The following is a 19,057-nucleotide window of genomic DNA, read 5'->3' on the forward strand; positions in this document are numbered from 1 at the left end:
CTCGCCGAGGCGCACGCCGACGCGGTGGCCGTCGTCGCCGAGCTCGCGGGCGCACCGCTGCCGCCGGGGTCCCGCTGGGGGGTCTGGGCCGCGGAGGACCCCACCGGGGTCCTGACCGCCGTCCCGCTCGACGGGCAGGGGGCAGGCTGGCTGCTCGACGGCGCCAAGGCCTGGTGTTCGGGTGCGACCCTGCTGACCCACGCCCTGGTGACCGCCCGTCGAGGACAGTCTCGTCAGCTCCTCGCGGTCGCGCTGGACGCCGCGGGGATCACCGTCGCCGCCGACGACTGGGCCGCCGGCGGCATGAAGGCAGCCGATACCCGGCGGGTCCGCTTCGACCGGGTGCCCGCCCGCGCGGTCGGCGGGCCGGACGGCTACCTGCGCCGTCCCGGGTTCTGGATCGGCGGGATCGGCGTCGCGGCCTGCTGGTACGGGGGTGCCACCGCCGTGGCGGCACCGTTGCGGGAGCGGGTCGGCGCCCGCGGGGACGACCCGCACGCGGCGGCCCATCTCGGCGCCGTCGACGTCGCGCTCGGTGGCGCCCGCGACGTGCTGCGGGCGGCGGCGGACGCGGTCGACGCCCGCCCCGAGGCGGATCACGCTCGCCTCGCCCGCCGGGTGCGGGCGACCGTGGCGGGGGCGGCGGCGGAGGTGATCCGCCGGGTCGACCGGGCGCTCGGGCCGGGGCCGCGCGCCCGCGACCGCCAGCATTCCGCCCGCATCGCCGATCTGGAGGTCTACCTCCTTCAGGAGCACGCCGAACGGGACCTGGCCGCTCTCGGCGCCGCCGTCGTCGCCGCGGCCGAGCCCGACTGGTCGCTGTGACCCGCCGGCGGCGTCCCCGCTGTCGTTGCTGACCCGAACCCGGGTACACCGCGGGAAGCCGGGCCGCGAGGGCTTCACGGAGGGTTCGATGACGCTGCCGCCGCAGTACTTCGACGAGATGTACGCGGGCGACGGAGACCCGTGGGGCTTCGCCGACCGCTGGTACGAGCGGCGGAAGCGGGCACTCACCGTCGCCCTTCTTCCCGACGACCACTACGCGACCGGCTACGAGCCGGGTTGTTCGATCGGCCTGCTGACCCGCGATCTCGCCGGCCGCTGCGGGCGGCTGCTGGCGACCGACGTGGCGCCCGCCGCGGTGGCGGCCGCCACCCGCCGGACCGCCGACCTGCCGAACGTGCGCGTCGAGGCGGCGCGGCTGCCGGGGGACTGGCCGGCGGGGACCTTCGAGCTCGTGGTGCTCTCCGAGGTGGGGTACTACTTCGACCAGGCCGACGCCCGCCTCGTCGCCGCCCGTGCGACCGCCTCGGCGGGCACGCTGGTCGCCGTCCACTGGCGCCATCCCGTCGAGGACTACCCGTGCGGGGGCGACGAGGTGCACGCGCTGCTCGGGCAGGCCGCCGTCGGCGCCGGTCTGACGCGCCTCGTGCACCACCTCGAGGACGATCTGGTGGCGGACGTCTGGGCGCGTGACGGCCGCTCGGTCGCCGCGCGAACGGGCCTGCGGTGAGACGGGATCAGCCTCCCGCGGACCGGGATCAGCCTCCCGGGGACCGGGTCAGCCGCCCATGAACCGGATCGGCCGTTCGTGAACCGGATCAGCAGGGTCGCCGTGGTGGTCCCGGCCCATGACGAGCAGGACCTGATCGGGGACTGCCTGGACGCGTTGGGCGAGGCGGTCCACCACCCCGGTCTGCGCGGCGTCGTCGTCGAGGTGCTGGTCGTGCTCGACGACTGCGGCGACGAGTCGGCCCGGCACTGCCGCAGGCGGGCCGTGCCGACGCTCGCCGTGCGCGAGCGGAACGTGGGAAGGGCCCGGTCGCGCGGATTCGCGCACCTGATCTCCCGGGCGGCAGCGGACGCGGCTCCGGCCGGTCCGCGCGCGGTGTGGCTCGCGACCACCGACGCGGACAGCCGGGTCTCCCCCGACTGGCTCACGGCCCAGGTGCAGTTCGCCCTCGACGGCGCGGACGCCGTGTTCGGCGTGGTCGACATCGACGACTGGGACGGCTTTCCCGCTCCCGCGCAGCGACGTTTCCTGCGGCACTACCGCGGGACGGAGCCGGCGGATTCGGGCTGGCACCGGCATGCGCACGGCGCCAACCTGGGCATCCGCCTGGATGCCTACAACCGGGTCGGCGGCATCCCCCCGCTCGCCGTCGGCGAGGACAACGCGCTGGCCGCGAACCTGCACCGCCATCCCGACCTGCGTGTTCTCCACACGACGGCGGTGCGGGTCACCACCAGCGCGCGCCGCGACTCCCGAGTCGACGGCGGATTCGCCCACGTCCTGAGNGGCTTCGAGCAGCCCGGGGGCCACCACACCGGCGGTCCTGCACCCGCCCACGGTCCTAGTACTGCCACGGCACTTGGGAGTCCCGGCTCGGGGCAGGACGAGGTTCGAGGCCGAGGCGGCGGACGATCGCACGATCCTCGTCGGCGATCATCTGCCGGGTGACCTGGGCACTCTGGATGAGCCGGGAGCCGTGGAAGGTGCCCGGATAGAGATGCAGCTCGGTGGGCACCCCGGCCTGGACGAGTCGTTGCGCGTACGCGAGGCCCTCGTCGCGCAACGGATCGAACTCGCAGACCGAGACGAACGCCGGCGGCAGGCCGGACAGGTCCGCCGCGCGCGCCGGCGCCGCGTAGGGCGGCACGTCCGCGGCGGGGCCGCCGGCGCGGTCGGCGCCGCCCACACGGTGGGCCAGGTAGTAGCGCCAGGTGAGCGCGACCTTTCCGCTGTTCCACATCGGGGTGTCCGTGAACGTGCGCATCGACACGGTGTCGAGACGGTCGTCGAGTTTGGGGGCGGTGAGGAACTGGAAGCAGAGGGCGGGGCCCCCGCGGTCGCGGCTGAGCAGGGTCAGGGCGGCGGCGAGGCACGCGCCCGCGCTGCCACCGGCCACGGCGATGCGCGCCGGATCGACGCCCAGGTTCGGCCGGGCCTCGCGGGCCAGCCAGAGCAGNGCGGCGTAACAGTCGTCGACCGCGGCCGGGTAGGGGTGCTCGGGCGCGAGCCGGTAGTCGACGCTGACCACCACACAACCCAGCTCCGCGAATCGCAGTGCCTCGCCGTGCGCCATGTCGAGATCGCCGAGAATGAAACCGCCGCCGTGCAGGAAGAGCACCGCCGGACAGTCGGCCGGGGCCGTGACGGGACGGTAGACCCGCACCCGGACGTCCGGCGCGCCCGCCGGTCCCGGGACTGGTTGGTCGGTGATCGAGACCGCTGCGCCGGCATCGGGCCGCGGGACGGCCGCGGCGAGCCGACGCACCAGCGTGCGGGCCCGCGCGACGTCGGTGATCGGGACGTCGGCCAGGAGCGCGACCCAGGGCGCGATTTCCGGGTCGAGGGCATAACCCACTGGCAGATCCTCCCGTCCGTGACCTGTCACCCGGGGGCCGGGACGCCTGGCCATCGTCGAGCCCGGGACCGTTTCGTGTCCACGGGCGGCCGCGAATACGGGTGAGGCTGTCGGCGGGTTTGGCTGTCGGCGGCCGATGCCATCGTCCGCCCTGCTCGCCTCGCCGGTACCCGCGGGCCTGCCCACGGTCGTAGTCTCCTGGCATGGAGGGGCTGATCCTGCGGCTGGCGGACCTGGATGAGGGTGCGCTGGGCGCGGTGCGGATCATCGCTTTCTTCGACAGCTTCGTCGAGCACCGGGCCAGCCTGGAGGCCGTGCTGTNGGCCACCGCCCAGTTCGCCGGGTGCGAGGTCGGCCTCGCCGGTGGTTCGGTGCCGCCGTTGGTGGTGCGGGCTGGTGAAGGAGTCCCGTTCGCCGGCGACCCGCCCGACGGTGCGGCCCGGGCGCCGGTGGGCGATGACCGGTGGGTGTGGCTCGCGCGGGCGGGACAGCCACTCGCGCAGGATCGGATGCTCCTGGACCGGCTGGCGCACGCGGTCCGCGCGTTGTCCCCTCGGCCGCGGCTCGACCATCCCGGGACCGGGGATCCGGCGTTGCTGGAACTGGTGCTCGGCGCGGGCGCCGATGACGCCGGCCGGGCGCGTGCCCTGCGGCTGCTCGGCATCGAGCCGACCTGCTCGGTCACGGTCTACGCCGTCCGCTCGCCCGATCCCGCGGCCGGCGCCGAGTTCCTGGCCGGGCTGCATCCCTGGGTGCGGGCCGTGCGGATCGGCGACGTGCGCGCGGTGGTCGGGCGGGAGCCGCCCGTCGGCGAACCGACGATCCCGACCGGCGTGCGGGTGGGTCGGTCCGTGCCGATGCCGGCGTCCGCGGCGCAGCGGGCGTGGCGCGGCGCCCGCACGGCGTTGCGCTTCACCGGGTCGGGGCTGCCGGCCGGACTGGCCACGCTCGCCGGAGGGTCGGCGCTGGTCACCGAGGAGAGCCTCGGCGTCTGGCGGGACGTCGCCGAGCAGGTGCCCGGCGAACGGCTCGCCGCCTCGCCCGACGTCGCGGCGCTGCGCAGGCTCGGCGCCGAGCCGCAGGGTCCGCAGACGCTGGCCATGCTCGTCGCCGTCGGCGCCACCGCCTCGCTGCGGCAGGCCGCGGCCGTGCTGTACGTGCACCACAGCACTCTGATCGCACGCCTGGCCAAGGCCNAGCGCGTCCTGGGTTTCTCCATCGACACCCCGGCGGGCCGAACCCGGCTGACGGCCGCACTGATCATCCGGGCTCTCTGCGCAGATCTCGACGACCTTCCGACCTGAATCGACCGGACCGGACCGTCCAGCTGCGCCACCGCGTCGGTGAAACTCTCGTCGTCGAGCTCCTAGACCTCCGGGGCCTGCGCATGACATTGCGCATGACCCTGGCAGGACTCATTGCTGACCGACACCTTCATCGGAACCCCTCTCAGCTCGACAGTCATCATGCAGTGCGCGATGCGCAGGCGGGCGGACCAACGCCTTCGCGCGGCCCGGGAGTGAGGCGAACCGGGAGATGCTTGACCGTGTAGACGTCGCCCGCGTCCGCAAGGCGCTCGACGGGAGGCGCGACATGCCCGTCCGGCAGCCGACGCAACAGTGCGGTAATCATTACGCGGAACATGGCCCGCGCGAAGTTCGAACCCAGGCAGCGGTGGACAACCGGCGCGAAGGCCAGGTGTCGATTCGTGCCGCAATCAAGATCGATGTCGTGCGGGCATGCGAAGGTGCTGGGATCGCGGTTGGCCGCCGCGAACATCAGCATGACCCGGTCGCCCTTCTTGAGCTGGCGGCCGTGGAACTGCGCGTCCCGGGTGACGACTCGGGTGAGGCCCTGCACCGGAGTGTCGCGGCGCAGGAACTCCTCCGTCGCGATCTCCAGGACGGCCGGGTCCTCGAGGAGCCGGCGGCGCAGTGCGGGATCGGCGTCGATGCGCAGGAAGGCATTGCCGGTGCGGCCTGCCGTGGTGTCCATGCCACCGAGCAGGAGCGGCATGACGATGCCGGAAAGCTCCTCNTCGGAGAGCCTCTCCCCGTCGATCTCCGCCTCCGTGAGATCGCTGAGCACNCCCTGGCCCCGGCGCCGCCGGNGTTGGGCGATCTTCTGGGCGATCTCCTGGGCGATCGTGCCGTAGATGTTGGCCGCGGACTGGGCGGACCGCTCCGGGGCATAGGCACGGCCAGGGATGAGGGAGTGCAGCCACTCGATCCACTCCGGCCAGCGCCTCTCGTCGAAGTCGAGGAGCTGCAGCGTCCACCGCGGGCCGGCGGCGGGGTGAAGAGCTGCTCGGCAAGGTCGCCCTCGCCNCCCTCGCCGCCCTCGCCGTCCTCGCCGTCCTCGCCGTCCTCGACGACAGCGTCGATCAACTCGGTGGCCGTGCGCCGCAGGGCCGGCTCCCGTCCTTCCGCCTCCTTGGGCAAGAGGTACGGAAGCAGTAACTTCCGGTACTTCTGCAGCATGGGCGGGTCGCTGTCGATCGGGATGAAAGACGTCTCGATCGGCAGCGCCGGAATGGCCTTGCTCATGTGGTTGCTGAAGAGACTTGGGCCTCGTCAGGCGTCGAACACGGCCTCATACGAGGTGACGAGCCAGTAGCCGCCCCAGGTCGAGGACCTGGCCACCGGGCAGCGGTTCCGAAGATCCGCCATAACCTCGTAATTGTGTTCCCGGAATCCTGCGCTGTGCTGGTCCAGGTCAGTGTCGCCAAATCCTCCTCCGTCTACGGCTGTCACAATTCGTCCTCTTATGTGGAGAGCAAGGTATGTCGGCCCGACCGGGCCGATCCACCNCATCTTCGGCGCTGTTTCCTCGTGCCAGCGATCGGATTCATCGGGAACGCCTGCCGGCCTGTTCTGTCGGCCTGCTGCGGGGAGTGGTCAAGCGTGATGGGAGCGGTGGGAATGACGACAGATTCGCCGGCGTTCCGGATGGCTGCCGCCGCAGTCGCCGGGCGCCGTCCGATCCTGCGGTGCGCGGTGCCATCGACTTCTCCGTAGTATTCCTAGACGAGAACGTTGTGTCCAGCCGCGCCACACTCGACCCGGCTCGGGAAACGGCTGCCGGGTTTTCCGGGGGGATGGAGATCTCGGCGAAACATCTCTGGTCGCCGCGCCGCGCCGTGCCGCGCGAGATGACGGCGAGGTGCGGCGATCATGTTCACGGAACGGATGCGCAGACGGCCGCCACCAGACCACCGTCGGGAGCGGACCGGCTGGCGGACCGGCCCGGGGTCGTCGGGCCTCGGCTGCGGGCGTCTGTCCTCGACGTGACCGGACAGCGCCCCAGGGATCATGGTGGACGACGTCAGGGCGGGTGCTCGGTGGGTGTGCTCTGTCGTCATGCGCCTCTGTCGTCATGCGCCTCCGTCGTCATGCGCCTCTGTCGTCATGCGGCGACAGGTCAGACGCCGGGGGTCTTCAACGTCCTACTGGGCTCGGGCACGCCGGCGACCCCGCGTGCCGCGCCCGCATCCGCGCGGCAGCCCGACGACTCGGTGGTGNCTGCGCTCGGCAACGCGTAACTGTGGTCTGCGACACGCCGGTAGGCTAGATTTATTGAGTCGATAAAGTTCATAAAGTTCTATTCGATCACCATGGAGGGGATTGANTATCTGATCGAATGCAATGAGTCAAATGCAATGAGTGATGCAGGAGAGCCTGGTGGGCATCGGTGGCTCCTCGACGGCCCGTGGGGGCTGGAGCCATGCAGTGAGCTGGAGGCACGACGTCAGACTGAGGTAACGCGGTCAGACTGGAGGCACGCAGTGGGGAACAGGTTCGAGACGCCCGCGAAGATCCTCGACGCGGCGTTGGGGTGCATCGCGGCCCGCGGCCCGGCCAAGATGTCCCTGCGCGACGTTTCCGCGGCTGCGGAGGTCTCTCGTGGCACGCTCTACCGGTACTTCAAGACCAAGGGTGAGCTACTCACTGCCATCAGCGACCACGTCCGGCGGGGGGTCAGCGCCGCGCTCGACGAAGCGGTCGCCGGGCAGCCANNCGACTCCGGGCGCCTGCGCGCGACCGTCGACGCCATCATGCACTACGGAGACGACCATCCCGAGGTTTCCCGGGTCATCGAAGCCGAGNCCNCCTTCGCTCTGCAGTTCATCCGCGACATCTTCCCGAGCTTCGTGGCCCAGATGACGGAACTCCTCGCGCCCGTGCTCGACGATCTCGGCATCGTCCAGGAAGGCACGGTGAGACGGGAGGTCCTGGCGGAGCTTCTGCTGCGAGCCACGAGCTCGCTGTACCTGATCCCGTCCCCCAACCCCGACGAGCTGACCGACGCGGTCGTGACTCTGTGGGCTTCTGTCGCCGCACCCGCGAAGGTCGGCGATCCCGGCCCGGAAGGCGAAGCCCGACCTGACTCGGAGGTTTCCCTCCAGGGAAGGTCTCGGCGGCTTGGAGAGGGGTGATGTCACCAGACGGATGCCCNGTGGGTCCGTACAGCAGACGACGTCGCCCTGACCGGAGGCGGCACCTGTTCGAATAGTCATCCCGCCGGCCCCGCAATGACCAAAGCGGGATTGCGGTTCGGCCTGCCCNAAATATCCTCCGGGGGCCGATCGATCGCTCCTGCGCGCGATGGACTTTCGTACAAAGAGGCCGATCGTCCTCGTGCGCGCATCCGGGCTTAGGCGTAGACATCGTGTCAGATGCGCTGTAACTTTCCTCGACGCACCCGCCCCGTCAGGACGGGTCTTCGATAGCGAGGGAGTCTGATCGGCGATGACGACGGCGTCTGAGGCGGTGTCCTTACAGGGCGAGCCGCGGCTTCTGATCGACGGGAAACTNGGCGAGTCGGCGACGGGCAGCCGCTACGACAACATCAACCCTGCCACCGAGGAGATCCTCGGTCAGACGACGGACGCCACGGCGGCGGACATGGACCGGGCCATCGCGGCGGCGCGCCGCGCGTTCGACGAGTCGTCGTGGTCGACGGACCGGGAACTGCGCAAGCGGTGCCTGGCCCAGTTGCAGGCCGCGCTCGACGACGAGAAGGAGGCGCTGCGCGCGGAGNTCATCGCCGAGGCGGGCGCCCCGATCGCGGTGACGCACTTCGCGCAGCTTGACTGGCCGCTGGCGGACGGCCTGCGCGGGCCGCTGGAGCTGATCGACACCTTCCCGTGGGAGCGCACGCTGCCCGACACGAACCTGTTCGGGCCCAGCCACCGCGCGGTCTGGAAGGAGCCGGTGGGGGTCGTCGCGGCGATCGTGCCGTGGAACTACCCGTTCGAGGTGACGATCAACAAGCTGGGGCCGATCCTGGCGACCGGCAACACCGTCGTCCTCAAGCCGGCGCCGGACACGCCCTGGAACGCCACCCGGATCGGCCGGATCGTCGCCGAGCGGACGGACATCCCGGCGGGCGTCGTGAACGTGGTCNCGACCTCGGACAACGCGGTGGCCGAGCTGCTCGTCACCGACCCCCGGGTGGACATGGTGTCGTTCACCGGGTCGACCGGAATCGGCCGGCGCATCGTCGAACTGTCCGCTGGGACGATGAAGCGGACGCTGCTGGAGCTCGGCGGCAAGTCCGCGATGATCGTGCTCGACGACGCCGACCTCGCCTCGGTCCTGCCCGGAGCCGGCCTCGGGGCGTGCCTGCACGCCGGGCAGGGCTGCGCGATGACGACGCGGATCCTGCTGCCCCGCTCCGTCTACGACCAGGGCCTCGAGATCCTCACCGAGGTGTTCCGCCACCTTCCCTACGGCGACCCGAACGACCCGGCGAACCTCTCCGGCCCGCAGATCAACGCCCGCCAGCGCGACCGGGTGCTGGACTACATCGAGATCGGCAAGGCCGAGGGCGCGCGGGTCGTCGCCGGCGGCGGTCGCCCGGCGCACCTGCCAACCGGCTACTACGTCGAGCCGACGCTGCTCGCGGACGTGGACAACGGCATGCGGGTGGCCCGCGAGGAGATCTTCGGCCCGGTGGCGGCCGTGATCCCCTTCGACGACGAGGCGGACGCCGTGCGGATCGCCAACGACAGCCCGTACGGCCTGTCCGGCGGCGTGTTCTCCGCCTCGCTCGACCGCGGCCTGTCCGTCGCCCGCCGGATCCGCACGGGGAGCATCAACGTCAACGGGGGCAACTTCTACGGCTCGAACGGCCCCTACGGCGGCTACAAGCTGTCGGGCAACGGCCGCCAGGGCGGCATCGAGGGCTTCGAGCAGCACCTGGAGAGCAAGTCCGTCGGCTTCGCCGGCTGAGCTGCCCACATCCGGGCCGCCGTCTTTCCGGGCCGCCGTCTTTCCGGGCGGCCCACCACCTGGTCGCACGCACGAGCAGAGGAGCAGGACAATGTCAGGTCGCCTCGAGGGCAAGGTCGCCTTCATCACGGGCGCGGCGCGCGGGCAGGGCCGCAGCCACGCGGTTCGCCTGGCGCAGGAGGGCGCCGACATCATCGCCATCGACATCGTCGAGCAGATCGAGTCGAACCCCTACCCGCTGTCCACCCCGGAGGACCTCGCCGAGACCGTCACCCTGGTCGAGAAGCTCGGCCGGCGCATCATCGCCACCAAGGCCGACGTCCGCNAGCGCGACCAGCTCCGCGAGGCCGTCAACAAGGGCGTCGCCGAGCTCGGCCGCCTCGANATCGTCGTCGCGAACGCCGGCATCCTGCCGATGGCGATGGGCGACCCTCAGGCGACCGACTTCATCGACGCCGTCGACGTCGACCTCATCGGCGTGATGAACGCCGTCGCGGTCAGNGTCCCNCACCTGCCGGATCGCAGCTCCATCATCGTCACCGGCTCGACCGCGGCCATGATGCCCAACACCACCGACAACCCCGCGATGGGACCGGGCAGCGCCGGCTACGGCTGGGCGAAGAAGATCCTCATCGGCTATGTCGAGGAGATGGCGCTCCACCTGGCCCCGAAGTTCATCCGGGTCAACGCCATCCACCCGACCAACGTCAACACCCACCTGCTCCACAACGACGGGCTGTACGCGCAGTTCCGGCCGGACCTGGAGAACCCGACCCGGGAAGACGTCGAGCCCGCGTTCGTCACGTTCCAGGCGATGCCGATCCCCTACGTCGAGCCGGTCGACATCTCCAACCTGGTGCTGTTCCTCGCCTCCGACGAGTCCCGGTACATCACCGGCCAGCAGATCCGGGTCGACGCCGGCTCCCTGCTCAAGTTCCCGAACGGCCCCACGGGCTGATCTCCGCCGAACCCTGTGGACGGCAGTGCTCGGGGCGCGTCGGGGCGCTCGCCGAGCACCGCCTCCCACGAGGTTCCGACAGCCGGATCCGGGGCCGCTCACCGGTCTGCCGGGCGGCTGAGGAGGGCTTCGAGGGNCCGGGTGTAGGGGTTTCGGCGGGGTGTCTGGGTGGGGTCGACCCAGACGGGCGGGAGGAACTCCGGTCGGCGGTCCGCGCCAAGCCGGACGGTCCAGCCGTGGTGGTGGAGGAAACGGTGGTGCCAACCGCAGACGAGCACGAGGTTGTCCAGGCAGGTGGTTCCGTCGTCGGTCCAGTGCCGGATGTGGTGCGCCTGGCACCAGCTCGGCGGCCTNCTGCAACCGGGAAACGCGCAGCAACGGTCGCGAGCGACCAGGGCGCGGCGCAGGTCGGCCGGGACGGTGCGCTGCGTCCGGCCGACGTCGAGGGGAACGCTGTCCGCATTGAGCACGATGCGGCTGACTTCGGCATCGCAGGACAGCCGGCGTAGCACGGAGCGTGGTAGCGGCTGGCCCCAGCTCGTGGCCGCGGCAGGCCCGCCCCGGCCGACCAGCGTCGCCCAGGGGACGGTGACGGTCAGGTGGGGGCGCACACCGCCGGAGACGGGTACCGATGAGGCGTCGAGGGCGCGGTGCAGAAGCTCGACGAGAGCGTCGCCTCGGCGGCGGGCGGGGCTGCGGGGATCGGGGGTGCCGTCGACGGCGGGGCTGGGGGCGGCGAGGCTGTCGAGGGCGGTGCGCAGAAGAGCGGCGCCCTCGGCGTCAAGTTCGCCGGTGATCCGGGTCATCCCGTCGGCCAGGTCGGTGATCGACAGGTGGCGGCGCGACGTCGGATCGTCGCCGTCAGCACCACCGCCCGCGTTGCCCCCNCCGGCGTCGCCACCGCCGGGATTGTGATCACCTCCGTCGTCGTCGTCGCTGCTGCCGCCCTCGTCGCTGTTGCTGTCGTCGGCGGGGTCGGGGCTGTCGCCACCGGGGCTGGTGTCGACGTCGGTGAGCCGCTCGCGGATGTGGCGGCCGAGGAGGGCGAGATCGGCGGGATCGAAGGTGTCCGCGCAGCGGAGCAGGAGTGCTTCGGCTTCACGCCGCCTGGTGAGGTCCGCCCCGCGGGGGAGGGCGCGCAGCGCCGCGTGGATCGCGAAGGCCTGGTCGATGCTGATGGTGCCGGCGGTCAGGGCGGTGCCGGTGGCGGTGAGATCGCCGTCGACTGCCAGGGCGAGACCGAGCAGCCGCTGGGCCTCNCCGGGGCGGATCCGCAGCCGGGCGCGGAGTAACGCGGCCGTGCTGGTGGCACCCTCGCGTTGGGCGCTGCCGCGGCCGTGCAGCTCATTGATCAACCCCAGACGCAGCGCGGCGAGCCGGGCCAGCAACGCCGAGCAGTCCAGCACCGCGCTGTCCAGGTCGCCATCGGACAGGGACCAGCCGGGCATGTCCACCGCCTGTCCGACCAGCTCGTCGAGCTCGGACAGCGCTGTAAGCAGCCGTGGACAACCCCTCGGGTCGAGGCCGAAGGTGGGAGCCGGGCCGGCGTCGGATTCAGGATCGGAAGTGGCAGTGAGTCCGGGGGCGGGGACTGGGGTGGGAGCGGTGTCGCGGCCGGGGCTGGGGCCGTGCGTGTTCATGAGTCGANGGTAGATCCGCAGCCGCCAGATGTCGAACGTATGTTCGTCTCCGTGAGCGATGTGGGGCAGCGGCCTGCCGCAGGCCGCCAGCTCGGCCACATCCTCAAGGCTGCGACTGCCGGCGAGGAGGAAGGTGGAGGGTGAGGCCGTGCCCAGCACATTCGTCGCGCCGGGTACGGCCGCTGNGACTGTCGGCGAAGAACGAGGCCGGACGTCAGGAGCCGGGCCGGGCGGCGAGGGGCGGCCGGATGTCGCGGGGCCGAGGTGACGGTTGAGGGCGGGGCTCGGCTGGTGGTGGGGTGACGGTTGAGGGCGGGGGCGCATCCGGTGGCGAAGCGATCGGTCCGTGGTCGGTGGGGTCCGCGCAATCGTCGGTAATGTGGGCATGAATTTCCGACACTCGGCGGATAACCGTCGGAGTGGCGAGGGTGAAGGTGCACGNCCTANAGGGCCCGACCAAAAGGAACGTCCTTGTCAAGACGAGTGTTACCCCATGGTGGGGTGACGTCCACGGTCGATCTCCCGTAGCGTCGGGTTCACAGCATCGTGAATGAGTGATTCCAGGAAAGCCCCGAAAGGTGTTCCGGTGGAATGCCTGACCTTTACGGTGGCGTTCCGGCGGCGNCCCCGGTCGTGTGCACGGTCGGGGCCACGTGAGGCGATCGCTCGCGAAGCCACCGATGCTGACATGTGCCGCGGCTCGGTGAGGCAGGTCGGGTCGGGGCGTACCTCCCACAAAGGACGTGACCATGACAGTGATGGCCAGGTGGCGGACCCGCCGCCGACGGATCGCGACGACAACGGTGGCCGCGCTGCTGACCGTGACCGCCGCCGGGGTGGCCCAGCTCGCGACCGACTCGGCCGCCCAGGCCGCCACCCCCTCGGCAGCCAGCCCCACCGTGACCGGGCCCGTCACCGGCGGTAAGGGCGTCCCCGTGGTGGGAGCCACCGCCTTCGACTTAGGCAAGGTCGGGTACCGGCAGTCCGAGTACTTCCTCGCCGGCTCCGCGACCGCCTACCAGGCGTCGGGCACGCTGGGGTCGGACGGCAAGTGGACCGTGACCCCGGCCGCCACGGCGCCTTACACGACCCGGATCGTGGTCAACCGCCCGGCCGACGCGAAGAAGTTCAACGGCACCGTCGTCGTGGAATGNCTCAACGTCTCCGCCGGCTACGACGGAGCCCCGGACTGGACCGCCGCGCACAACCAGCTCATCCGGGACGGCTACGCCTGGGTCGGGGTGTCCGCGCAGGCGGTCGGGCTCAACGCCACCAAGAACGCCGACCCGGACCGCTACCAGGCGCTGTCCCACCCCGGTGACAGCTACTCGTACGACATCTTCTCCCAGACCGGTCAGGCAGTGCGGAAGTCGGCCGCGACGGTCCTCGGAGGGCTGAAGCCGAAGAAGGTGCTCGGCGACGGTGAGTCGCAGTCGGCCTTCCGGCTGACGACCTACGTCAACGCCATCCACCCGCTCGTCAACGTCTACGACGGGTACCTGCTGCACAGCCGCGCCGGCACCGCGAGCGCGCTGTCCCAGGCCCCGGAGCGTCCCGACATCGCCGCGCCGGCCGTCGTCCGGATCCGACCCGATCTCGCCGTCCCGGTCCTGACCTTCCAGACGGAGACGGACCTGCCGACCGGCCTGCTCGGCTACGTCGACGCCCGCCAGGACGACACCAACCGGTTCCGCCTGTGGGAGGTTGCGGGGACCGCCCACGCCGACGCCTACACCATCGGCATCGGGGCTACGGACGTCGGCGACGGGCAGGGCAGCGTCGCGGCGTTCAACGCGCTGCGTAACCCGCCGACCGGGGCCGCTGGCTTCTCCTGCGCCAAGCCGATCAACGCTGGCGAGCAGCAGTACGTCCTGCAGACCGCGTTCTCGCAGCTCAACCGGTGGGTTACTACCGGGCAGGCGCCGTCGAAGGCACCGCGGCTGCAGATCGCGAACAACGCCTACGTCCTCGACGCCAACGGTAATGTGAAGGGCGGCATCCGCACCCCCGCGGTCGACGCCCCGGTGGCGAAGCTGTCCGGGCTCGGCCAGGACACCGGTTCCTCTCCCTTCTGCGCCCTGTTCGNCACCACCGTCCCGTTCACCCCGGCGCAGCTCCACGCCCTCTACCCGTCCCACGACGCCTTCGTCGCCGCCTGGATGAAGGNCGCGACCAGCGCCGTGAACGCCGGCTTCATCCTGCCGGCCGACGCGAAGCCGCTCGTGGCGGCGGCGGCGTCATCCACCGTGCCGGAATGACAGATGGTCCCAGTGCCAGGTGTTCCCGGTGACGTCGTCGCGCTGACGGGCGCCGGCCGCACCTGAGCGCCGCCGACAGCCGACCGCCCATCCCCAGCGCCAGCGGGGATGGGCGGTTCGGCCATCCGTGCCCGGCAGCCGAACGGGGCTCTCGTGTCATCCGCCTCGACCACGTCGTCCACGTCCGGCCGTAGCGGGCNGGTCCGGCCGTAGCGGGCAGGTCCGGCCGTAGCGGGCAGGTCCGGCCGTAGCGGGGCGCCTGCGCCGGCGCCCGGCAGATCTATCCCGCGGACACCCGGGCGTGGAGCTCGCGAATCGCCCGGNGGGGATCGTCGTCCACCCGGGACTCGGCATCGAAGATCATGGTGGCGCGCCGGTCGAGGGTGTACGCGGGCCAGGTGGGGAGCCCGGGGTGGTCCGGAACGCCCTCCTGGGCGAATCGCACGAACGCCTCGCTGATCGCCCGGGCCACCTGGGCGTTCTCGGGCCGCTCACCGGCCATCGGGGTGAGNGGGTAGTTGTCGAACGCGAACGGGATCTCGCCGCCGTGGGTGGCCCCGAGAATTCCACCGAGGGCGGGTGTGGCGAAATCAAAACGGTAGACGTACACGGGGGCGGCGTCGGCGGCTATTTTCCGCTGGGCCCAGTCGATTCCGCCCCACCACATCACCCGGTCGGTCACGAAGGCGCACGCCAGTTCGCTCGGCGTCGCGTCCGGCCGCTCCGCGCGATAGGCGCGCACGAACTCCGGCCCGGCGGCGCCGAACATGCCGCCGGCCAGCGCCGCCAGGCCGGCGTCGTCGAGGGAGCCGAACCACGGCATTCCCAGCATGATCATCCTCATGTCGTCCCGGGTCGACCCGACGAGGACGGGGACGTCGGCGCCCAGCGGCGAGGCCTGCGGATCCATCGGGTGGGCGGGCAGGACCCGGCCGTCGACGACCGCCTGGAAGGGCATGAACTGCTCGCCGCCGGCCGCCCCGGCGAGCCCGGAGGCGATCGGCACCCCGATCGCCTCCGCCTCCTCGATCAGCAGCTCGGCCGGCACGTCGTGCAGCTTCGCGACGTCGGCCGGGGCGATCCCGAGTCGGCCGAGCAGCTCCTCGGCGTTCGCGGTCGCCACGTCCGCCGGGCAGGAGCGGATCAGCGGGCCGCTCATGACCGCCGCCCGGTGGAACAGGCCCTTCGCCGCCGGCATGCCCAGCAGGATGGAGGTCTTCGACGCGCCGCCCGAGTCGCCGAACACCAGCACCCGGTTGGGGTCGCCGCCGAATCCGGCGATGTTGTCGCGCACCCACCGCAGGGCGAGCACGATGTCGAGCATGCCGGCGTTGCCCGCGTCGCGGTAGCGGTCCCCGGCCAGTTCGCCGAGGTGCAGGAAGCCGAGCGGCCCCAGCCGGTGGTTGATCGTGACGACCACGGCGTCGCCCCGGGCGGCCAGGGCGGTGCCGTCGTAGAGCGGCCAGGAGCCCGAGCCCGTGCTGAAGGCGCCGCCGTNCAGCCAGACCAGCACGGCGCGGGCGCGTTGCTGGTCGACGCCGCCGGTCCAGACGTTGAGCACCAGGCAGTCCTCGTCCTGGGCCGGCTCGTCCCCGGCCAGGCCGTGCAGGAACGCCAGGAACGGCGCCATCCGCGCGGCCGCGGCGGGATCGTCCGCGCCGCCGCCGCCCGCCTCTGCCGGGTGTGCCTGCGGCGCGGTCGGACCGTAGGCTAAGGCGTCGCGAACTCCCGTCCACGGCTCGGGCGGCCGGGCCGGCTGGAATCGGTTCGCGCCGGCGACGGATCCGCCGTACGGAATTCCCTTGAAAACGTGCACGCCCGATGGTTTCGTCGTACCGCGAATCCGGCCGCTCGACGTTTCGATGACGATATCCGGCATGATCGGTCCTTTCTCGCGTTGGCCCGTTCCCGGGCGCGAGTGAGGTGGCTCGATGCATCGGAAATTAGGCGCCGACCGAAGGCGTGTCAACACTGTTCACCGGGTCCGGTTGCGACCGGTTGACGTGGCTGAGCCCACTCTGAAACGCTGCCCGGTACCCGCACACGGGCCCGGGTGCCGGGCCGAGCTGCCGTGGGCGTCGGGCAGGGCCGGGCCGGCTGGCCGGGCCCGGGGGCAACAGAGGACGGAGCTGTCTGATGGGCGCGAGCGAGCTGTCCGGGAACGTCGATTCCGCACCGTTAGCCCGCTGCGCGGCGACGGCGGCCCGACGGTGACGGCCGAGCCGGCCGCAGCATCCGGGCCGTCCACGGTGGCCTCTGGGCTGGGTCAGGCCGGGCGGCTCGCCGGGCGGGTCGCCGTCGTCACCGGTGCGGGTCAGGGCCTGGGCCGGGCGATCGCCGCGGCGCTGGCCGACGAGGGCGCCGCGGTGGCCCTGCTCGGCCGCACCGAGTCGAAGGTGGTCGACGCCGCCGAGGAGCTGGCGGGCAAGGGCGCCCGGGTGCTGGCGCTGCGCTGCGACGTGGCCGAGCGGGCCGACGCGCAGGCCGCGGTCGCGGCGACGCTGGCCGCGTTCGGCGGGGTCGACATCCTCGTCAACAACGCCCAGGGCGGGAACAACACCGTGCGCATCCCCACGGTCGACGCCACCGACGCGGAGCTTCTCGAGTCCTTCGAGACCGGCCCGCTGGGCAGCGTCCACATGATGCAGGCCTGCTTCGAGGCGTTGCGGGACTCCGGCCACGGAGCGGTCGTCAACTTCGGGTCCGGGATCGGGGTGCGCGGCGCGCCCGGCCTGCTCGGGTACGCGATGGCGAAGGAGGCCATCGGCGGCCTGACGAAGGTCACCGCCATCGAGTGGGGCCGCTACGGGATCCGGGTGAACCAGGTCTGTCCGGCCGCGTGGTCGCCGGCGGCCGAGGAGTACATGAAGCAGAGCCCCGAGCGCTGGGAGCTGCAGCGCCGCCAGACTCCGCTNCGCCGGCTCGGCGACCCCTACGCCGACATCGGCCGGGCGATCGTCTCCCTGGTCAGCGACGACATGCAGTACCTGACCGGGGCGACGCTCATGCTCGACGGCGGCCAGATCCTGCTGCGCTGAACCCGCCGCGTTTCTCCAGCTTCCAGNCAACGGCGGATCGGGCGGATCGGAAGGAGACGGCGATGCCGGACAACCTGGTGGGCAAGACGGCGATCGTCACCGGCGGCAGCAGCGGCATCGGGCTGGCCAGCGCCGAGGCGTTCGTCGCCGAGGGCGCGCACGTGGTCATCGGCGACATCCAGGACGAGCGCGGCCGGGCCGCCGCTGAGCGGCTCGGCGACGCCGCGCTCTACGTCCACACGGACGTCTCCGACGACGACCAGGTCGCCAATCTGGTGGATACCGCGGTGCGGCACTTCGGCGGGCTGGACATCATGTTCAACAACGCCAGCGGTGCCGGCGACCAGGCCGGGCTCGTCGATCTCGGGCCGGACGGGCTCGACCGGTCGCTGCGCCTCATCGTCGGCTCGGCCGTCTCCGGGCACCGCCACGCCGCCCGGGTGTTCATCGAGCAGGGCCGCGGCGGCTCGATCATCACCACGAGCAGCGGTTCGGGGCTGCGCGGAGGCCTGGGCCAGCCGAGCTACACGATCGGCAAGCACGCCGTCATCGGCGTGGTGCGCCATGCCGCGGCCGAGCTCGGCCGGCACGGCATCCGCTCCAACGCGATCTGCCCCGGCATCACCATGACGCCGGTGCTGGGCATGGGCATCGCCCGGGACCGCCGGCCGGCCTTCATGGAGCACCTCGCCGAGGCGCTGCGCGACGAGCAGCCGGCCGGCCGGGTCGGGCAGCCCGAGGACATCGCCGCGGCCGTGGTGTTCCTGGCCAGCGACCTGTCCCGGTTCGTCAACGGGGTGATCCTGCCGGTCGACGGCGGTGCCGACGCGGTGAGCCTGGGCCGCTACTCCGAGATCACCGCCGCCGTCCGGGCGGACTTCGGCGGCCGCTGACCGCCCTACTCGACCTCCTTGAGGATGCCCTCGACGGACCGCAGCCGGCTCTGCATCTCGGCGAGGCGACCTCCCAGCTCGGCGAGCTGGCGTTCGGTGCCCTCCTGGAACAGGACGGCCCGGTCCGCGATCGTCCGGTACTCCTTCTCCCGGGCGAGCGAGGCCTTCGCCCGCCAGGTCGCGGCGAACTGCCAGATCGACACGAGGACCACGGAGGTGACCAGGGTGAAGACCCCGATGACGCCGATGATCTCCTGCCAGTCGTACGGACTCATGCCGTTGCTCCCTTCTCCTGTGGGCTGAGGGTGCGGGCCGCCTGCGCGATGGTCCGCGGGGTCAGCTGGATCACGAACGCGGTGATCTCGTAGAACTTCATCGCCTTGCCGTCCTCCGAGAGTTCAAGGCGGGCGGTCACGAGGCCGGCGGCCTCGAGCTTGCGCAGATGGACCTGCAGCAGGGCCCGGCTGATGTCCAGGTCCCGGGCCAGCCGGCTCACGTAGTTGCGCTCGTCGGCCAGCGCCGCGAGGACCCGCAGCCGGTGCGGGTTGGCGAGCGTGGCCATGATCTGCACCAGCTCGTCCCCGGAGGGATCGGATCTCGTCACTTGCGGACCCATCTCCGTCACGTGCAGATCACTCTCACTGCCGATCACTGTCACTGCCGATCACT

At 71.7% G+C, this 19,057-nt stretch carries 12 protein-coding genes and 20 pseudogenes; 20 read left to right on the forward strand and 12 right to left on the reverse strand.

Features of this window, described 5'->3' with window-relative positions; translation table 11 throughout:
• Nucleotides 1–24: 24 nt before the first annotated feature.
• The 3 genes from UK94_RS28675 to UK94_RS28685 form a co-directional block, all read left to right on the forward strand.
• The gene (locus UK94_RS28675; protein WP_235490427.1) at nucleotides 25–825 is read left to right on the forward strand and encodes an acyl-CoA dehydrogenase family protein; all 801 of its coding nucleotides are present in this window, start codon (nucleotides 25–27) and stop codon (nucleotides 823–825) included.
• Between the two features lie 88 nt (nucleotides 826–913).
• Complete coding sequence (locus UK94_RS28680; protein WP_041938659.1) at nucleotides 914–1,513, forward strand: SAM-dependent methyltransferase; 600 nt, start codon at nucleotides 914–916, stop codon at nucleotides 1,511–1,513.
• Nucleotides 1,514–1,618: 105 nt separating this feature from the next.
• Nucleotides 1,619–2,298, forward strand: a 680-nt coding sequence (locus tag UK94_RS28685) for a glycosyltransferase (RefSeq protein WP_235490429.1), incomplete at its 3' end; no start/stop codon positions are given.
• A 56-nt stretch (nucleotides 2,299–2,354) separates the two neighbouring features.
• Here the strand turns inward: UK94_RS28685 and UK94_RS68815 are convergent.
• Nucleotides 2,355–2,969, reverse strand: a 615-nt coding sequence (locus tag UK94_RS68815) for an alpha/beta hydrolase fold domain-containing protein (RefSeq protein WP_235490405.1), incomplete at its 5' end; no start/stop codon positions are given.
• A 1-nt stretch (nucleotide 2,970) separates the two neighbouring features.
• Nucleotides 2,971–3,422: pseudogene (locus tag UK94_RS68820) on the reverse strand (alpha/beta hydrolase); the annotation flags it as partial.
• A 1,046-nt stretch (nucleotides 3,423–4,468) separates the two neighbouring features.
• Here UK94_RS68820 and UK94_RS68825 point away from each other — a divergent pair.
• On the forward strand, nucleotides 4,469–4,564 hold a 96-nt coding region (locus tag UK94_RS68825; RefSeq protein ID WP_235490432.1), incomplete at its 3' end, for a hypothetical protein.
• A gap of 1 nt (nucleotide 4,565) precedes the next feature.
• A pseudogene (locus UK94_RS75310) lies at nucleotides 4,566–4,672 on the forward strand (hypothetical protein); the annotation flags it as partial.
• Between the two features lie 160 nt (nucleotides 4,673–4,832).
• Here UK94_RS75310 and UK94_RS68830 read toward each other — a convergent pair.
• Nucleotides 4,833–5,405, reverse strand: a 573-nt coding sequence (locus UK94_RS68830; RefSeq protein ID WP_235490407.1) for a cytochrome P450, incomplete at its 5' end; no start/stop codon positions are given.
• Between the two features lie 1,621 nt (nucleotides 5,406–7,026).
• Between UK94_RS68830 and UK94_RS68835 the strand changes: the two genes are divergently transcribed.
• From UK94_RS68835 to UK94_RS68870, 8 genes and pseudogenes are all read left to right on the forward strand, one after another.
• A partial coding sequence (locus tag UK94_RS68835) for a helix-turn-helix domain-containing protein (protein ID WP_313949611.1) occupies nucleotides 7,027–7,383 on the forward strand: 357 nt, incomplete at its 3' end.
• Nucleotides 7,384–8,182: 799 nt separating this feature from the next.
• A pseudogene (locus UK94_RS68840) lies at nucleotides 8,183–8,407 on the forward strand (aldehyde dehydrogenase family protein); the annotation flags it as partial.
• A 1-nt stretch (nucleotide 8,408) separates the two neighbouring features.
• A pseudogene (locus UK94_RS68845) lies at nucleotides 8,409–8,773 on the forward strand (aldehyde dehydrogenase family protein); the annotation flags it as partial.
• 1 nt (nucleotide 8,774) lies between these two features.
• A pseudogene (locus UK94_RS68850) lies at nucleotides 8,775–9,601 on the forward strand (aldehyde dehydrogenase family protein); the annotation flags it as partial.
• Between the two features lie 91 nt (nucleotides 9,602–9,692).
• Nucleotides 9,693–9,926, forward strand: a pseudogene (locus tag UK94_RS68855) (SDR family mycofactocin-dependent oxidoreductase); the annotation flags it as partial.
• 1 nt (nucleotide 9,927) lies between these two features.
• Nucleotides 9,928–9,985, forward strand: a pseudogene (locus UK94_RS68860) (hypothetical protein); the annotation flags it as partial.
• Between the two features lies 1 nt (nucleotide 9,986).
• Nucleotides 9,987–10,102: pseudogene (locus UK94_RS68865) on the forward strand (SDR family mycofactocin-dependent oxidoreductase); the annotation flags it as partial.
• Nucleotides 10,103–10,109: 7 nt separating this feature from the next.
• A pseudogene (locus UK94_RS68870) lies at nucleotides 10,110–10,559 on the forward strand (SDR family oxidoreductase); the annotation flags it as partial.
• A gap of 137 nt (nucleotides 10,560–10,696) precedes the next feature.
• Here the strand turns inward: UK94_RS68870 and UK94_RS68875 are convergent.
• The 4 pseudogenes from UK94_RS68875 to UK94_RS68890 form a co-directional block, all read right to left on the reverse strand.
• Nucleotides 10,697–10,912: pseudogene (locus tag UK94_RS68875) on the reverse strand (HNH endonuclease); the annotation flags it as partial.
• Between the two features lies 1 nt (nucleotide 10,913).
• Nucleotides 10,914–11,446 (reverse strand): annotated as a pseudogene (locus UK94_RS68880) (DUF222 domain-containing protein); the annotation flags it as partial.
• A 1-nt stretch (nucleotide 11,447) separates the two neighbouring features.
• Nucleotides 11,448–11,818, reverse strand: a pseudogene (locus UK94_RS68885) (DUF222 domain-containing protein); the annotation flags it as partial.
• 1 nt (nucleotide 11,819) lies between these two features.
• Nucleotides 11,820–12,199 (reverse strand): annotated as a pseudogene (locus UK94_RS68890) (DUF222 domain-containing protein); the annotation flags it as partial.
• A gap of 758 nt (nucleotides 12,200–12,957) precedes the next feature.
• Between UK94_RS68890 and UK94_RS68895 the strand changes: the two are divergent.
• From UK94_RS68895 to UK94_RS75315, 4 genes and pseudogenes are all read left to right on the forward strand, one after another.
• Nucleotides 12,958–13,352 (forward strand): alpha/beta hydrolase domain-containing protein (locus tag UK94_RS68895; RefSeq protein WP_268761702.1); only part of this gene is annotated, 395 nt, incomplete at its 3' end.
• A 1-nt stretch (nucleotide 13,353) separates the two neighbouring features.
• Nucleotides 13,354–14,284: pseudogene (locus UK94_RS68900) on the forward strand (alpha/beta hydrolase domain-containing protein); the annotation flags it as partial.
• Between the two features lies 1 nt (nucleotide 14,285).
• Nucleotides 14,286–14,365: pseudogene (locus UK94_RS68905) on the forward strand (hypothetical protein); the annotation flags it as partial.
• A gap of 1 nt (nucleotide 14,366) precedes the next feature.
• Nucleotides 14,367–14,457: pseudogene (locus UK94_RS75315) on the forward strand (hypothetical protein); the annotation flags it as partial.
• Between the two features lie 324 nt (nucleotides 14,458–14,781).
• On the opposite strand, the pseudogene UK94_RS68910 reads toward UK94_RS75315, so the two are convergent.
• From UK94_RS68910 to UK94_RS68920, 3 pseudogenes are all read right to left on the reverse strand, one after another.
• Nucleotides 14,782–14,968: pseudogene (locus UK94_RS68910) on the reverse strand (carboxylesterase/lipase family protein); the annotation flags it as partial.
• Between the two features lies 1 nt (nucleotide 14,969).
• Nucleotides 14,970–15,954 (reverse strand): annotated as a pseudogene (locus UK94_RS68915) (carboxylesterase family protein); the annotation flags it as partial.
• A 1-nt stretch (nucleotide 15,955) separates the two neighbouring features.
• Nucleotides 15,956–16,336: pseudogene (locus tag UK94_RS68920) on the reverse strand (carboxylesterase family protein); the annotation flags it as partial.
• Between the two features lie 52 nt (nucleotides 16,337–16,388).
• Between UK94_RS68920 and UK94_RS28740 the strand changes: the two are divergent.
• The 3 genes and pseudogenes from UK94_RS28740 to UK94_RS28745 all read left to right on the forward strand — a co-directional run.
• A partial coding sequence (locus UK94_RS28740) for an SDR family oxidoreductase (protein ID WP_235490409.1) occupies nucleotides 16,389–17,371 on the forward strand: 983 nt, incomplete at its 3' end.
• Between the two features lies 1 nt (nucleotide 17,372).
• Nucleotides 17,373–17,495, forward strand: a pseudogene (locus tag UK94_RS68925) (short-chain dehydrogenase); the annotation flags it as partial.
• A gap of 62 nt (nucleotides 17,496–17,557) precedes the next feature.
• Nucleotides 17,558–18,388, forward strand: a complete 831-nt coding sequence (locus UK94_RS28745; RefSeq protein ID WP_011601578.1) for an SDR family oxidoreductase — start codon at nucleotides 17,558–17,560, stop codon at nucleotides 18,386–18,388.
• Between the two features lie 5 nt (nucleotides 18,389–18,393).
• Here UK94_RS28745 and UK94_RS28750 read toward each other — a convergent pair whose 3' ends face one another.
• Together UK94_RS28750 and UK94_RS28755 are read right to left on the reverse strand one after the other, a co-directional pair.
• On the reverse strand, nucleotides 18,394–18,663 hold the full coding sequence (locus UK94_RS28750) for a hypothetical protein (RefSeq protein WP_011601579.1): 270 nt from the start codon (nucleotides 18,661–18,663) through the stop codon (nucleotides 18,394–18,396).
• Nucleotides 18,660–18,992, reverse strand: coding sequence for an ArsR family transcriptional regulator (locus tag UK94_RS28755; protein WP_157734481.1), 333 nt, complete (start codon nucleotides 18,990–18,992; stop codon nucleotides 18,660–18,662). Before UK94_RS28755 ends, UK94_RS28750 begins: the two co-directional genes overlap by 4 nt.
• Between the last annotated feature and the right edge of the window lie 65 nt (nucleotides 18,993–19,057).

This window comes from Frankia sp. AvcI1, assembly GCF_001420875.1.
In the GTDB taxonomy this organism is placed as follows: Bacteria; Actinomycetota; Actinomycetes; order Frankiales; family Frankiaceae; genus Frankia; species Frankia alni.

Bases quoted from the DNA above. Each gene is read 5' to 3' on its own strand.
- UK94_RS28680 (WP_041938659.1), top strand. From the start codon at position 914: ATGACGCTGCCGCCGCAGTACTTCGACGAGATGTACGCGGGCGACGGA.
- UK94_RS28745 (WP_011601578.1), top strand. From the start codon at position 17,558: ATGCCGGACAACCTGGTGGGCAAGACGGCGATCGTCACCGGCGGCAGC.
- UK94_RS28750 (WP_011601579.1), bottom strand. From the start codon at position 18,663: ATGAGTCCGTACGACTGGCAGGAGATCATCGGCGTCATCGGGGTCTTC.